Below are 13,812 nucleotides of genomic sequence, written 5' to 3'. Positions count from 1 at the left end.
CAATATAGAAAACCGGAGAATACTGAATATGAGAACAGCTAGCATTATTAGAATCATATTGTTGACAGGATTAGCCATCATAGCTGCCAGTGGTCAGGTGTTTGCCGAAACTTTAGCTGACACCACAGAGCCCCTGGCCTTGCGCAAAATTATGCAAGATCTGGGTAAGAATATGCAAACCATCATCGACGGTATTTCTCGTGAGGACTGGGAACTTGTCGAAAAAATTGCTCTACAGGTAGCTGATCATCCACAGCCACCCTTGGTTGAGAAAGTACGCATTTTGAGCTTTGCGGGTAGCAATGTCAGCAAGTTCAAGGGCTATGACGGTAAAACGCATGATGCGGCTCGTGTACTGGCTGAAGTTGCAGCCGAAAAAGATGGCCACGGTGTGATTTTGGCCTTCTCAGAGCTGCAAAATACCTGTCTAGCCTGCCATGAGAGTTTCCGTAAATCTTTTCAGGCGCATTTTTACGGTCAGTTCAAGTGATCTCTGGCACACCTTGAATGAAGGTTGATTGAATTTAGGTTGCGATAGAAAGTACTCCGGTTTGTTCCGAAGCGAGCCTGGTAGGGTGGGCAGTTTTTTGCCCACCGTGTTTATCGGCAAATGGTGGGCAAACGGTAAGGCTGTTTGCCCACCCTACGTTGAATGTGACACTCGGGGGGGGGCAAAAGTCAGAAGTCCCGAATCACAATTCAATTCGGGACCTGAACATCCCTTTGGTTCGCATCGTGATCACAATCTAACCCAGTTCGTTAGGCATTTTTCTTTAATACATTTTTCATATACAAACTGGGGGGCAAGGTCTATACCATTTCCCCATTCAACCGTGTCAAAGGAAACACGAACCTGTGAAAACAAATTTAAGTCTTTAATTTTGCTAAATACACCAAAATTTAAATATGGCTCCATGTTTAATATTCTACATTCATTATTATCAAATTCTACGTAAACTTGATAATTGTCTTTAGGTACAATTTTTATTACCGAAGGATACATTTTTTCTCACTTCATTATTATCCAGTAAATCAGTCAAACCGGCCTGTATATCTATTCACAGCCTAATTTGCCAGTGTGCGAGTAAAAAATTCGGTCGCGGTATAGTACATTTTAAGCGCCAGTTGCGGATCGTATCTTTCACCGCCGTCACGCATAAAAGCATGCTGTGCATTGACTTCCAGCCAGTTGTAATTGATATTATGTTGCACCAGATTCTGGTAGATTTTTTCTCGACCTGCCTGGGGTACATGAGGGTCTTGTTTGCCAAACACCATAAATATTTCACCGTTAATATCCGGGGTGCGAGTAAAGCTGTCATTATTTTGTGCAGCGGGCAGGGTGTCTGAATGAATATCTGTCGGGTATAAACAAAATGCAGATTTAATACTCGGGTTTATGGCAGCACGATAGGCTAAATGCCCGCCTATACAGACGCCCATAGCGCCGACTACACCGGTACAATAATCTTTTGTTTGTGCAAAATCAATCATCGCCTGAGTGTCACTGTCATGGTTTTCTAAAGGTTTGTCAGCTTTATCCTGATTACCTTTATCCTTACCCACATCATCGTAACCTAATACGGTGCCGATAGGGTTTAACTCGTGAAACACTTCCGGCACTAATACGACAAAACCAAATCCGGCTAATATAGCTGCACTTCTGGCGATAGGCGTGGTTTGCTGGAAAATTTCCGAATAGAAAATGATGGTTGGGTATTTTCCTGGTGCAACGGGGCGATATTCATAAGTTCGCATTGCTCCGCTTGGTGTTTGAATATCATGTTGTTGGTTTTGAATAATCATTATTAAGGGCTCTGTTGTGTGATGGGAAATAATAGCGACAAATAATTCTGAATTTTAGCATGCTGGATTTAGTTGTACTCTGCACAAAGCTTATTTATCTGTTTGAGTGAAAAGTTCAAGATATTCACCGTACCCTGCAGACTGAAGTTCTTCTGCTGGAATAAAACGTAGTGCAGCTGAGTTAATGCAATAACGCAGTCCTGTTGGTTGTGGTCCGTCATTGAATACATGTCCGAGATGCGAATCCGCATATTTACTGCGAATTTCGGTTCTGGGATAAAGCAAATAATAATCAGTTTTTTCAACGATATGATCAGTGACTAAAGGCTGAGTAAAACTGGGCCAGCCTGTGCCTGATTTAAATTTATCTGTGGATGAAAACAGTGGCTCACCGCTGACACCATCAACATAAATACCGGGCCTTTTTTCATCCCAGAAGCTGTTGTCAAAAGCCGGTTCGGTCGCTTCTTGCTGGGTGACCTGATATTGTAACGGGCTGAGTTTCTTGCGTAATTCTGCATCGCCAGGTTTACTGTATTGCTGTTTTGAGGAAGAGGATGGGCTGAATTTTAAATCATCCCCCCATATTTCAGATAAATACTGGTCTCTACCTGAGTTGTAACGATAAAATTTATAGCGCAGAGGGTTGTTCAGGTAATAGCCCTGATGATAGTCTTCAGCAGCATAAAAGTTCTTGAACGGAACTATTTCAATTGTTATGGGTTTATCAAAGCGTCCTGAAGCCTGCAGGTTTTGTCTGGAAAGTTCTGCCTGTTGCTGTTGTTGCTGATTATGATAAAAAATCACCGGGCGATAATGTTTGCCCCGGTCAATAAATTGACCTTGATTATCGGTGGGGTCAATTTGTCGCCAGAATGCCTGCAGTAAATCGTTATAGCTGATGACTTTGGGGTCATAATAGACTTGTACTGCTTCTACATGGCCGGTCGTTCCGGCAGAGACTTGCTGGTAACTTGGATTAGCTACATTTCCGCCGCTAAAACCGGAGATAACCTGCTGTACGCCAGGGACTTTTTCAAAATCTGATTCTACACACCAGAAACAGCCGCCGGCAAACGTGGCGATAGATAACTCTGATGTGTTTAATGTTTGGGCGGGTTGTTGAGATTCAGCACAGGCAGAAATCAATAACAAACTAAGCAGAGTGATGAGTGTTGGAGGTTTGATTTGCATATTAAGCTCCTTGTTGTATGTATACTGCACGCGGTCACATAGGCGGTTTTCTAGCGGTCTATTTTAGCCGATAGAGCCGCGTTGCTGAAACAGTTGCGCAGCTCTTGCTCTCGACTAAAATCAACTCGATATACAGCCGCATCCGTGACCGCGCGAAGTATGATATATAGAGAGTGTATCAGTGCGACGAGAAAAAATAAATTTTTCGTTTGCGCACGGATAGTTGCACTGGATGGAAAAGTGGCAAACAAAAGTCAGGGTGTTAGCCTGGTTTCGCTATTATCGACTAATCTTTAATGTCTTATGCTTCAATTCTTCACTTTCTCTCTGCCAGCTGACTTTGATATTAAAGCTTTGTTGATGAGTTTCTTGCGCGGCGCTTATTTTTAATGTCATTAGTCCTTCAGGTTGAAACTCGATTTCATCTTCTTCATCACTGAACTTAAGCTGGCCTTTGCCGATATTTTCACTGATGGCTTTGAGAATCTTTTCTATACTTTTTGCATCCTGTAAGGACTCATGTTTAAAACTTTGTTTATCTTGTTTCATAAGGGCTTATACGGGAGATTGAAAAAGTTTGATATAAGGGTAATCGGTACTGATCCCTAATACTCTGCCTTGTGGTTGAAAAATGGTGACTGCCGCACCATGGCCTGACAAGGTGCCTATTTTTTCTTTCTTACGAGTATGCCGGTCGACTGAAGCATCGCATTCAAAATTGACCATACCTTTGCGGAGCATAATACGCTGACCATAACGCAGGTTTTTATGACCGTGAACGATGGCGTAGATGCCTTTTTCACGCAGCATTTTATTGCCTTGCCTGGTCATCGGCATATCGACATCCCGGTATTTGGTACGAATGGTATTTGCCAGGGGACCATAGTAAAAGTCGAAAATTTCGTCATGCAAATGCTTTTTAAATTGCTGGTTTAAATAATTAACCCCTTTTTTATGGATCATGTGAGCGATACTGTCATCAATACCCGCATGAACGTATAAAAACGAGCCTTTATGTAAAACCAGGCGCATTTTCTTAAAGTACCAGTAAAATTCTCCGTCCTTGTCTAAAAAGAGTTCCTGCCATTTGATGGCTGCTGCGTAGGCTATGCGTATATCCATTCCGGCTTTCTGCAGGTCATGTTCAAATTCATTGATTTTTTCACGCAAGCGCTTGGTTTCTTTGTTGATAATTTTGTCAGATAACAGATTTTTCGCCGCCTCAGGAAAGGTTTTAAACCAGCTTTCAGATGGGTACAGACGTTTACGGCATTCCTGTTCGTCGGGAATATGCTTTAGTGCATGTTTGCCCTGTAAATATTCCTGTTGTATTTCTTTTAGAAAGGGAATGGCTTTGGCACCCATACGAATAAAAAAATGTTCGCTTTTCAGATCTTTGTTTAGATTGACTGCATGAATGCCGAGTTTAACGCGTATATCATGATTACCCGCCAGAATATGCACCTTGGCTCCACTGTCTATTAACAGCCGCAGACAGCGTAGCAATCTTAAATTACTTGGGCCTTTGTCAAAACAATCTCCGCCGATAACAAAACGTGCCTTTCGCCCGGTATGCGTTAATTTAAATTGCTGATCAAACGGTCCGGTTTTTTTGATGCCACCCGATGCGACTAAAGAGGCAATAAAGGCATCAGCATCAGCATGTAGATCAGAAAAGAATAATACCGGTGTCTTTGGCCATACCCAGGGATGATCCAGTAATGATTGCTGTAACTGTTCTGCTAAACCTGCCGGACTACTCTGATCTTTTGCAGAAGAATGTACTTTTCCTAATGGCCAGTTCTGGGCTTTCCTGGGTAAATCTGTGGTTATCCATTTCAGGCCTTTATAAGAGGGTAATTTTAGCGGGTTAAATATCATAATTAATCGGTAAATTGGCTGTGTGCATTTCTGATTTTCCATTCTCCTCCAATATGTTGCCAGTTGCCATTACCCGTGTATTCAATAAATACCGGTTGACAATGGAACATACTAAGTAGTGCAATTTGTTCATAGTTTATAATGCCTAAATGGTAGGCGGCATGACGAAATGCTGCGCCATGACCGACAAATATTTTTAATTGATCGCTTTGGCTATGTGGTTTCAGAGGCTGCATTTCCGCACGTAACAGGGTGGCTACGCGTTTACCTGCATCAAGCAAGGACTCTGCGCCTTGAAATGGCAAACAATAATGGCTGTTGGATTTCCAGTCTTTGGGTAAATCATCGAGCCGTGGGTCCAGTCTAATCAGTTCGCGTATTTGTGTGACCGACAAGTTCGCGACACTGCCTACACAGCGCTCAGCCAGATCCGTATATTCATGTATCTGGATGCCGGGATTGTTTAGCGCTGTAGTCAATTGTTTTGCAGTTTGCCAGGCTCGGAGCAATTTAGACGTAGCAATAACGGGGTTAATCTGGCAGCCTCGCGTAGTACAAAATGTATTTATCAGTATAGCCAGGTCAGATGCCTGTGCCAAGCCTTTAGCCGTTAAGGCAAAAGGCTGATGCGCACTGGGTGTATCAGCTAATTGATGATAATCACCATGTCTGATAAGTGCAGCAATGACTCTGGCCATTAATCTGTCTTGCTTGCAAGACGGGTGGCTAAACTTGTAAACATAGCCTGCAACGCCTTTTGTTTGATTAAAAAAGTCGCTTTCTGCAGTGGCAGCCATTGTCTGCGACGATGACTTTCCTGCCATTCCTCATTGTTAAGCATTTGAGTGACTAACATTGGATATACCTGCACTGTACAAGTGCTGCCCCATTTTTCATGCAGGTAATAATCCAGCATTTGTTCACTGATAATGCCTTCTATGCCTGCTTCTTCCCAGGCTTCAATAGCAGCTGATTTTGCAGCTGACTGACCCGGCTCTATAATGCCTTTGGGAATTCCCCAATGATTATCACCACTCGAGGAAATTAATAAAATCTGTAATTCATTATTGTGTATGCGATAAGGGATTGCAGCTGACTGGGTATAGTAATAGGCTGGTCGTTCGCGTTGCTCTATACCTAGCAGACCATTAAATGGGAAACTCTCTGGAAGATCTGCCGGACGGATAATATTCAATAGTTCGCCGCAGCCCCTGTTTAATGCATGCCAGTCATCAGGCATGCTAAAGATAGCTAATGTGGCAGTAGGCAGTAATTTACCATCATCAGGTGTAGGCAGCTTGTCTTTACTCAGAAACGCTAACAAAGATTCTAGTTCAGGATTATGGCCAATTAACAAGACTCGTTGCGCATCGGGTGGGCAACTTGCCAAAGCATTTTTTAGATGCTCTTGATTAGCGGCATACAGGCGTGAGTCATAATGCACTCGTTGTGCAGTTAAGCCCATTGCTTTAGCTAATTTTTCTGCGGTATTTCTGGCTCTTTCTGCGGGTGAACTAAGGATATAGTCTGAAACCAGATTCTGTTGCTGTAGCCAGGATCCCATACGCTGAGCAGCACGTTTGCCGCGTTTTTTGAGCGGTCGATCAAAATCCTTGATTTCGACACCCCAGTCAGATTTGCCATGGCGTAATATCAATAGTTGTCTGCTCATTAACGTGCCTCACTAATAATATGTTGATTAAAATAGCATTGCAATGCGGCAAAATCAATTTTGCCGCTGACTTCAAAAATATTAACCTGATTTAAAATTGATAAATAAGCCGATTCATCAAATTCAGCGTGTTCATTTAAGAATGTACCTTGTGCATCCTGATAAAAAGGGCCTGGAGATTTCATAACCGCAGCTAATAGGTCGCGACGCTGTTGCAGATTTACTTTATTGACCTGAAAGGTCTGCTTACTATCATGTTGCCAGTTTAAGATGATCAATGCGTGTAGTGGTTTGTTATTTCCAATACGCCCCTGACCATAAATGGCTTCGATATCAACATCATATTTTTCTTCAATATTCCATAGTTGCTGTTTTGGTAAATCGAGTAGTTGTACTCTTTGCTGTTCTGGAATTAATGATTGTAGGCGAGGATTATTAACAATGGTGCCAGGGTTAATGCGTGGCAGTTTGGCAATACCAGTCACTTTTATACAATTGTTTATATTGCGGATAAATAAGCGGTCGTTGCTGATAAAGTCTATTTGCTCGTTGTCCATTAAACGTAGCATCAAGGTGGATTTACCCCCCCCTGAAAATCCTGCTATGGCATAAGCCTGATTTTTATAGGCAATAGCCGCAGCATGACAAATCAGCCAACCGCGTTGTTGCAGCCAGTTCATATGTTGACTGTTAATGAAATTAATGACCTGATTAGGGTTTTTTACACAAGGGCCTACGGCAATTCTGCTTGTTTCACTTTGTAGAAACACCATGCCAGTGCGAACTTTCTGAATAAGTCTGCCCCCTTGAAGCTGATAATAAGCATCTTTACGACCGCTTTTGCCTTCTTGTCGTGGCCAGTCTTTGAAGGCGCAGGGGAGTTCCAGAGCCGCAGATTCAATTGCAATAACGACTATATCAGCTTCGCTCTGTTGACTCTGATGAATAACAAGGTGTTTAAAATATCGCTGTAGCTCATTTAATAAGGCTACCGAGTTGCTTTGTACACTGATAACGCAATCATCACATTGCACAAATAAGCTCTGGTCAAGTAAGGTGGCTCCCTGTATGAGTTTAGTGCTTAAATCCTGCACTTTTGTATTTGGTATCATTGTCTTTTTGGATTATTTCATCTGGTTTGCTATATATACTGTTGGTGGGTTATATAGACACAACATAAGGTGTTTTTTGTTCAAGTTTAGTTAAAACAAAATCCACATATAGTTCGGCAACATCCAGGTTCAACCCTTCTTTGCCCCCCCGAAAACCGCCAAAGGCAGAGACCTCAAAAACAATGGCACCCTTATCCGTCTCAGCGACATCGACTGTGGTATAGGACATATCAAATAAGTCCTGTGCTTTACTTGCCATTGCAATGATCTCAGTCGAAGGATCAGCGGCTGCATATTCGCCACCACTATTAATCGTGGTATTCCAGGCATCATTTTTACTCACTCTGGCATAGGCCCCTAAATAACGGCCGCCTAGAAACATCAACCCCATATCCCGGCCGCCTAAGGCGGCTTTCTGCTGAATATACATCATCGGGTTAGCTGTTTTAAATGCTTCGATATTTTTGCGTACTTTAGTTTTGCCATCTTTTTTGCTAATGACACACATACCGCGCGCTTTTGTCGAATACAGAGGCTTGAAAATTGCCGAACCAAATTTGTTGACTGCTGCAATTGCTTCATCAATTTCTTCGGTGATAACGGTCGCCGGCATGGGAATATCCGCATTACGTAAGGTAACAGTACAACTAAGCCGGTCGATTAAGCGTAATATTTTGACGGGCTGACTAAACACTTTAACTCCTGCATTTTCAGCAACGCGTAATAATTCCAGTCGGTCTAAACTATTGGGGGAATACTGGTGGCCAATTTTTTTAATAATAATAGCATCCAGTTGACATAAGTTGTGGCCTTGATAGGTAAGCTCAAGGCTATCAAGATTCAATACAACCTTATCCATATCAACAATCAAACGGAAGCCGGTTTTTTTTTCAACGGCATCAGCTAAAGTTTCAGTTGACCACTTTCCGGGCAGCCCAACCACAGCAATTTTTAAATTAAGCAATAAAAATCTCCTTAATGGGCACTCGATAATCTTTACTATGTTTTATATTAACGGCAAGTACCTGTTCTAATAATAAGCGGGAGCGGTAAAACATGGCTTTGGCCAGAGTTTTATCCAGTGTAAAGCGAGTTGAAGTCGCTAGTGAACGTGCCAGCCCAAGCGCCAGACGTAATTCAAAAGTAGGGTCTTTATGATGCCGGGCAAATTCTGCAGCAAAATGATACATGGCCATATTAACGTGTAATACCCTTTGTCTGAACGGATGATCCAGCGCTTGTAAGCGGTAATTAGATACCATAAACACGGATACATCCTGTACATAATCCATAAAGCAGGAACGGTGCAGGTCGATAAAATTGATTTTCTTTTGCCCGGGGGCGTAAATAATATTATCGGTATTGAAATCACCATGTATATAGACGGAAAAAGGTGCAGCCAGGGATTGCTCTAATTTATTCGTCTGCTTTAATAGTTTTGTGAAAGCAGGGATGTTAATTCCGGCAATATGGATATGTTGTTGTTCAAATACTGGATGTATAGAATAGACATCAGGCAAACGCTTTAATAGTTGCTGCGCATATTGCGCATTAACGGGTTTTTTCTGCAAGGTTTTATGCCAGATGTCATTTAAGGTTTCAGTAAGTTGTTGTAAGGATTGTTTTTGTAATTTATCGGAACCTTGTAACAGGATATTTTCAAAAGTTGAGCCTTCTAAATGTTCAATCAGTAATGCAGCTGACTGTCCCTGTTTCTGATAAGACAATATTCTGGGGGCAATACCTGGATAAATTTCATGCCAGCGTTCAACGCTTTGTAGTTCTTCTTTAAGTTTTTGTTTTTTTCCGTCTTTGAAAATGGCGATGATAGCGTCTTTGTTAGCTTCGCTGACACCTGAAATTACACTGCCTGAACGCGTTTCAGCAATAGTATCTAAAACAAGATTTTTGCTAGCACCATTTTTTTGTAAATGGTCCACGCAGCGAGTTAAGGAATTAAAACGATCCACATTGATTGTCTGTCCCAGGTTTCTGGACAAAGTTGCATTACAAATTTTCAGTAGTGCCTCGTCCATGGATTTGATACTTTTTACCACAAAAAGGGCGGCAATCAAGTCCTCGGCATTTTTCCCGGATTTAAATTCTTTGCTGTATTTATCGATTAGTTGTTGGCAGTTTTTACTTAATTTCTGTTGTACTTCAGCTATTTTGAGCGCCTGTTGAGAGTCGCTATTCTGATTGGCACGCTCACTCAGGCTGATACCCTGAGCAACATGAGCCAGTAATTGTTCATATTTATCACCAGAAAGGTAGTCTTTGTTGCTTAAATCCGCAATATGATGCATGCAATCAAGGCATAATTCGGCAATACGCTCAAGGTTATTAGCGATATTGTCTATAGCGCGAAAAGCAATGATGTCACTTTCATTGTTTCCTGCGTTTTGAATTTGCAAATAGCCATCGTTATGAATGCGAATTTTTAGGTTATGAATATAACCACTACGGTCAAAGCTTCCGGTAGAAAAGTTTTTGCCCTCTTTGACAATGTAATCCTGTAGATTAGAAATTTGTGTGCCTACTTCGACAAATAGAAACCTGAGGTTAGTACGCTGATTTTTGGGTAATTGCGCGCTCAATTTATTTTTCCAAGATAAATAGGATTAACGGGTTGATTTAGCTTAGTCAGGATTTTTTTTAGAATTGCAGGAAGCAAAGGAATTTGAGACAGCTCATCAATGGTGATCCATTCGATGGCTATCTGGTGCTTATCAGGTTTAGGACCATTTTTCGGTATATAAGAATCAGCAATTTGACAATGAAACAGGATTTCAAGCTGATGCTGTAAATACGGTTCTGGTAGGGATTTTTGCTTAAAAAAATCAGCTAAGTGTAAAATTTCGCTGGCAATTATTTCTGTGCCTAACTCTTCCTGACATTCCCGGTGCAAGGCTTCCAGTAAAGTTTCACCTGGATCTTGTGCTCCGCCAGGTAACGTGTAGCGCACGCCTTTTAATGCATCCTGTTTTTTTTGCAGTAGAATGCGTCCATCACGAATAATAACGGCACGAACTGTATTGCGAATGGTGGGGGCTAAAGTTTGCATTAGTAGGTTTTTTTTTGCTAGCTATGCACATCATACCTGAATAAAAGCAAAGAAGGGGGAGCAAAAAGTTTCGCATAAAAAAACAAAGCTCCCTCGGTGAGAGAGCTTGATATTAAATGAAAATAATAACTTATTTTGTGTGTTTACGCGCAAATTCAGCCATTAATGCAGTCGGCTGTTGTTTTTTATTATTTTTATTTAGTACATAAATGACTGTTTCGCCATTAGGACCAGCCCCTATCTCAGTAAAGCGAAAAGTAGCTTCTCCAACAGATAAAAATTCTTTTAAATCAGGCCATTCGTTAAATACATAGATGCGCCCGTCTTTAATTACTTCACCATAGAATCCTTCGTTAATTCCTTCTGCCGTTCCTTCATATAAATCGACTGAGCCAAAACCGGAACTCATTTCTTTATCTTTACTTTGTAAACCGAAAACCAGAGTTTCGCCATTGGGGCCTGCGCCGATGCGAGTTAACCGGTAAGCCGTTTCTCCAGCCTGATTAAAGCTGTTATAGGTCGCAAAATCATCAAAAATATAAATTCGTCCATCTTTGTACACCTGATAATAATCGTTAACATTATAATGAGGCTCAGCAAGTGTCGCGTGACTGGCAATCAATAGACCAAGTGCAGTCAATTTAAGAAATATATGTTTATACATAAGCTCGTTCTCCAATAGTTATATAAGGGGCATTAAGTGTGTAGTGATTTAACTATTAATTATACGACTCAATATATGACAGAATTATGACTGTTTGCTTTTTCAGATTGAATACGCGGTCAGTGCTTTTGTTAAGACCGTGAATCTGGCGACTATTTTATTTAATGAGTGTCATTATTTCTTGCCAAAGTTGTTGATAGGCTTCTGTAGAACGTCCCTTGCTTATGTATGCTCCCAATGGCATGCGTTCCCAGCCCATGCGTTCTATATCACTTGCATAAGGAATGGTTGTCTGCAAAATATCAGGATGTTTTTCTACTAGTGTTTCGATGATCTCCCTGTGCATTTTTTTTCGTCTATCTGCCATAGAGAAAAAAGGAATCAATTGAATATGCTTTAATTTATTATCCTTAATATATTTCTTTAATTGCTCTAAAGTACGTAAAGATAAAGTCGTTGGGATAATAGGAGAGAGCAATATATCGGCAGCTTCAAAAATGGATTCCGATAATAATGAAATATTGGGCGGGCAATCTAGAATGATAAAATCGTATTCTTTAGTGAGCGGTGCGAGTAACTTTTTTAGGCGCTGGGTTGGTTTTTTTCGCGCATCTAAGACTAAGTCTAAATTTCTGAAGGAGAAGTCTGCTGGCAATAAATCCAGATTCTCAAAATCGGTCGCCTTTATTAATCCATCTAAGTCACGATCACCCGCTATAAGCTGTTTACTGCCCCCTTTTATTTTAGGTTTTACTCTAAAATAATAACTACTTGCACCTTGAGGATCCAGGTCCCACACGAGTGTTTTATAGCCATGCTGCGAGGCAATATAAGCCAGATTTACTGCTGTTGACGTTTTACCAACTCCGCCTTTAATATTATAAGTTGCGATTATTTTCATCTGTTATCTCTTATGCCTTATGCGCAAATAAGTATTTAAAAGTGGACTGATTTTCTGCTTTTTCAAAAAGTGCAAATTGTCTGGCAAAATCATTGCGTGCAGCGCACCTTATGGAATCTAAGTATTGTACTAACACACCCATTGCCAGGAATGTATTGGGAGGTACGTTGTTGGCCATCATTTCTTCACTAAAATGCTTGATATTGGTTTCCTGGACTTCGTAATCCTGAAAATCACCTAATACACTTTGCAGACCTTTCAGTGATTTTATTAATATTTTCATTTTATCTTTTGGATACAGACTTTCAAAAAATTCCATTAAATAGCGCAGTTTTTTACAGGTTTTTCTCAGCTCATGGAGTTCTTCAGCGGGTGAGGATTTATTAATTGATTCACCTTCCTTAATAACGCGTTTAAAAACTTTCCAGATACGTTGGTCAGCTAATTCTTTAATACTTAAAGTTGCATTTTCGCCCTTGTCTTTTTTTTCTAAGGGTTCTTTTAAGTATTGTTCCCAGTTGGCCAATTCCTTCCTGTAAGTAGAACTAGAAAGTTTTTCAGCTAAATCTTTTTGTGCCTGCCCTTTTTTTTCTTTCAGGAATGCATATAAGGGTGTGATATCCTCTCTTAAAGAAACAGGTAGAGCGGCTTTATACTGTTTATAACTTAATAAATATACATCCATGTCCCGTGTTTGCCCGGTAATCTGTCCTAACCAAGCAAAAAAAACAGCATAACGCGCGACCACAGAAGAAGGTAAAGCGTGCTTAATCTGACTTAAACCTGCACGAGTACGCCTGATAGCTACACGAAAGTCATGTAAGAACTCGCTATCAACATCGGCTATGGTGTTACTCTCATTGATTTGCATAGTGCGCAATAACTGTTGAAAGATGATCACGCTGGCTTGATCAGCGCGCATTTTCGGATCAAGCTTTATCGATAGTTTAGAGCTGTAGTCCAGTGCTTTGCGACTTTGTAATTTAAGGGCATGATCCAAAATCGAGCAGGGCGTTGTGGTCTTTAATTGCAGAGCTTGTTGCAACAGTAAGCTTACTTTTTCTGCAGCTTTTTCATAGCCTTTTAAGCGCTGTAAGCTAATGCGATTTGGCAATGATTCATATTCATCCAGTCTAATGCGCAAGACTGTTTTTTTATCCTGATTAAGTACATTAATGCGATGTACCTGATGTGGTAATTGAGATAAAGGCAATAATGCCCGCATTTCCAGTAGAGGAGATAATTGGGTTTTTAAGCGCCCGTCGCGGAACTGATCACAAAAATGTGGCATATCTTTTTGCTCTTCCAATGCAATGAGCTCACCGGTATTTCTATCGAGAAGGCTGACATGAGAGGCTGATTTAGACTGGTTGAGTTCACAAACAATATCGGCACGGTAGAGTCGCCAGTCGAAACTGTCATAAAAAGTTTTGATTGCATACTGTTGAGAGACTATTTCAAATTCAATTTTTTATGCAGATTGTTTAAAAATTTTATAGCAGTCAGGTTTTCAGGCAA

The 13,812-nt window shown here is 40.9% G+C and carries 15 protein-coding genes; 1 reads left to right on the top strand and 14 read right to left on the bottom strand.

Going from position 1 to position 13,812, the window contains the following annotated elements; all coding sequences use genetic code 11:
• Positions 1–28 precede the first annotated feature (28 nt).
• A complete protein-coding gene (locus AU255_RS11595) occupies positions 29–490 on the top strand; it encodes a cytochrome c (protein WP_080523006.1) in 462 nt (153 codons plus the stop codon).
• 249 nt (positions 491–739) lie between these two features.
• On the opposite strand, the gene AU255_RS11590 is transcribed toward AU255_RS11595, so the two are convergent.
• The 14 genes from AU255_RS11590 to AU255_RS11525 all read right to left on the bottom strand — a co-directional run bounded on the left by AU255_RS11590 (position 740) and on the right by AU255_RS11525 (position 13,585).
• Positions 740–1,003: a DUF2442 domain-containing protein gene (locus AU255_RS11590; RefSeq protein ID WP_080523005.1), complete on the bottom strand. Its 264-nt coding sequence runs from the start codon at positions 1,001–1,003 to the stop codon at positions 740–742.
• Positions 1,004–1,065: 62 nt separating this feature from the next.
• A complete protein-coding gene (locus AU255_RS11585) occupies positions 1,066–1,806 on the bottom strand; it encodes a dienelactone hydrolase family protein (RefSeq protein WP_080523004.1) in 741 nt (246 codons plus the stop codon).
• A 90-nt stretch (positions 1,807–1,896) separates the two neighbouring features.
• A complete protein-coding gene (gene msrA, locus AU255_RS21420) occupies positions 1,897–3,000 on the bottom strand; it encodes a peptide-methionine (S)-S-oxide reductase MsrA (RefSeq protein WP_080523003.1) in 1,104 nt (367 codons plus the stop codon).
• A 279-nt stretch (positions 3,001–3,279) separates the two neighbouring features.
• Complete coding sequence (locus AU255_RS11575; protein ID WP_080523002.1) at positions 3,280–3,549, bottom strand: amphi-Trp domain-containing protein; 270 nt, start codon at positions 3,547–3,549, stop codon at positions 3,280–3,282.
• Between the two features lie 6 nt (positions 3,550–3,555).
• Positions 3,556–4,923: a metallophosphoesterase family protein gene (locus AU255_RS11570; RefSeq protein ID WP_080523001.1), complete on the bottom strand. Its 1,368-nt coding sequence runs from the start codon at positions 4,921–4,923 to the stop codon at positions 3,556–3,558.
• Complete coding sequence (locus tag AU255_RS11565) at positions 4,884–5,579, bottom strand: histidine phosphatase family protein (RefSeq protein WP_080523000.1); 696 nt, start codon at positions 5,577–5,579, stop codon at positions 4,884–4,886. Before AU255_RS11565 ends, AU255_RS11570 begins: the two co-directional genes overlap by 40 nt.
• Entirely contained in the window at positions 5,579–6,553 is a 975-nt protein-coding gene (locus tag AU255_RS20400) for a histidine phosphatase family protein (RefSeq protein WP_198942596.1), read from the bottom strand. The genes AU255_RS11565 and AU255_RS20400 overlap by 1 nt, the downstream gene beginning before the upstream one ends.
• Complete coding sequence (locus tag AU255_RS11555; RefSeq protein ID WP_080522999.1) at positions 6,553–7,665, bottom strand: HprK-related kinase B; 1,113 nt, start codon at positions 7,663–7,665, stop codon at positions 6,553–6,555. Before AU255_RS11555 ends, AU255_RS20400 begins: the two co-directional genes overlap by 1 nt.
• 49 nt (positions 7,666–7,714) lie before the next feature.
• The gene (locus tag AU255_RS11550) at positions 7,715–8,629 is read right to left on the bottom strand and encodes a GAK system ATP-grasp enzyme (RefSeq protein WP_080522998.1); all 915 of its coding nucleotides are present in this window, start codon (positions 8,627–8,629) and stop codon (positions 7,715–7,717) included.
• Complete coding sequence (locus AU255_RS11545) at positions 8,622–10,262, bottom strand: phosphotransferase (RefSeq protein WP_080522997.1); 1,641 nt, start codon at positions 10,260–10,262, stop codon at positions 8,622–8,624. Before AU255_RS11545 ends, AU255_RS11550 begins: the two co-directional genes overlap by 8 nt.
• A complete protein-coding gene (locus tag AU255_RS11540) occupies positions 10,259–10,729 on the bottom strand; it encodes an NUDIX domain-containing protein (protein WP_080522996.1) in 471 nt (156 codons plus the stop codon). The genes AU255_RS11545 and AU255_RS11540 overlap by 4 nt, the downstream gene beginning before the upstream one ends.
• 130 nt (positions 10,730–10,859) lie before the next feature.
• Positions 10,860–11,393, bottom strand: a complete 534-nt coding sequence (locus tag AU255_RS11535) for a hypothetical protein (RefSeq protein ID WP_080522995.1) — start codon at positions 11,391–11,393, stop codon at positions 10,860–10,862.
• Between the two features lie 157 nt (positions 11,394–11,550).
• Entirely contained in the window at positions 11,551–12,294 is a 744-nt protein-coding gene (locus tag AU255_RS11530) for a ParA family protein (RefSeq protein ID WP_080522994.1), read from the bottom strand.
• 10 nt (positions 12,295–12,304) lie between these two features.
• Positions 12,305–13,585 carry a CHAD domain-containing protein gene (locus AU255_RS11525; RefSeq protein ID WP_143735913.1) on the bottom strand — a complete coding sequence of 427 codons (1,281 nt, stop codon included), beginning with the start codon at positions 13,583–13,585 and terminating at the stop codon, positions 12,305–12,307.
• Positions 13,586–13,812 lie beyond the last annotated feature (227 nt).

The organism is Methyloprofundus sedimenti (assembly GCF_002072955.1).
GTDB classification, from domain to species: Bacteria; Pseudomonadota; Gammaproteobacteria; order Methylococcales; family Methylomonadaceae; genus Methyloprofundus; species Methyloprofundus sedimenti.
Note: the sequence above shows the minus strand (reverse complement) of the source record. Positions and strands in the feature narration are given on the sequence as shown.

Excerpts from the sequence above, each read along its gene's own strand:
- AU255_RS11590 (WP_080523005.1), bottom strand. The coding sequence starts at position 1,003 with ATGTATCCTTCGGTAATAAAAATTGTACCTAAAGACAATTATCAAGTT.
- msrA (WP_080523003.1), bottom strand. The coding sequence starts at position 3,000 with ATGCAAATCAAACCTCCAACACTCATCACTCTGCTTAGTTTGTTATTG.
- AU255_RS11530 (WP_080522994.1), bottom strand. The coding sequence starts at position 12,294 with ATGAAAATAATCGCAACTTATAATATTAAAGGCGGAGTTGGTAAAACG.
- AU255_RS11555 (WP_080522999.1), bottom strand. The coding sequence starts at position 7,665 with ATGATACCAAATACAAAAGTGCAGGATTTAAGCACTAAACTCATACAG.
- AU255_RS11565 (WP_080523000.1), bottom strand. The coding sequence starts at position 5,579 with ATGGCCAGAGTCATTGCTGCACTTATCAGACATGGTGATTATCATCAA.
- AU255_RS11540 (WP_080522996.1), bottom strand. The coding sequence starts at position 10,729 with ATGCAAACTTTAGCCCCCACCATTCGCAATACAGTTCGTGCCGTTATT.
- AU255_RS11575 (WP_080523002.1), bottom strand. The coding sequence starts at position 3,549 with ATGAAACAAGATAAACAAAGTTTTAAACATGAGTCCTTACAGGATGCA.
- AU255_RS11525 (WP_143735913.1), bottom strand. The coding sequence starts at position 13,585 with ATGCCACATTTTTGTGATCAGTTCCGCGACGGGCGCTTAAAAACCCAA.
- AU255_RS11570 (WP_080523001.1), bottom strand. The coding sequence starts at position 4,923 with ATGGAAAATCAGAAATGCACACAGCCAATTTACCGATTAATTATGATA.
- AU255_RS20400 (WP_198942596.1), bottom strand. The coding sequence starts at position 6,553 with ATGAGCAGACAACTATTGATATTACGCCATGGCAAATCTGACTGGGGT.
- AU255_RS11585 (WP_080523004.1), bottom strand. The coding sequence starts at position 1,806 with ATGATTATTCAAAACCAACAACATGATATTCAAACACCAAGCGGAGCA.
- AU255_RS11595 (WP_080523006.1), top strand. The coding sequence starts at position 29 with ATGAGAACAGCTAGCATTATTAGAATCATATTGTTGACAGGATTAGCC.
- AU255_RS11535 (WP_080522995.1), bottom strand. The coding sequence starts at position 11,393 with ATGTATAAACATATATTTCTTAAATTGACTGCACTTGGTCTATTGATT.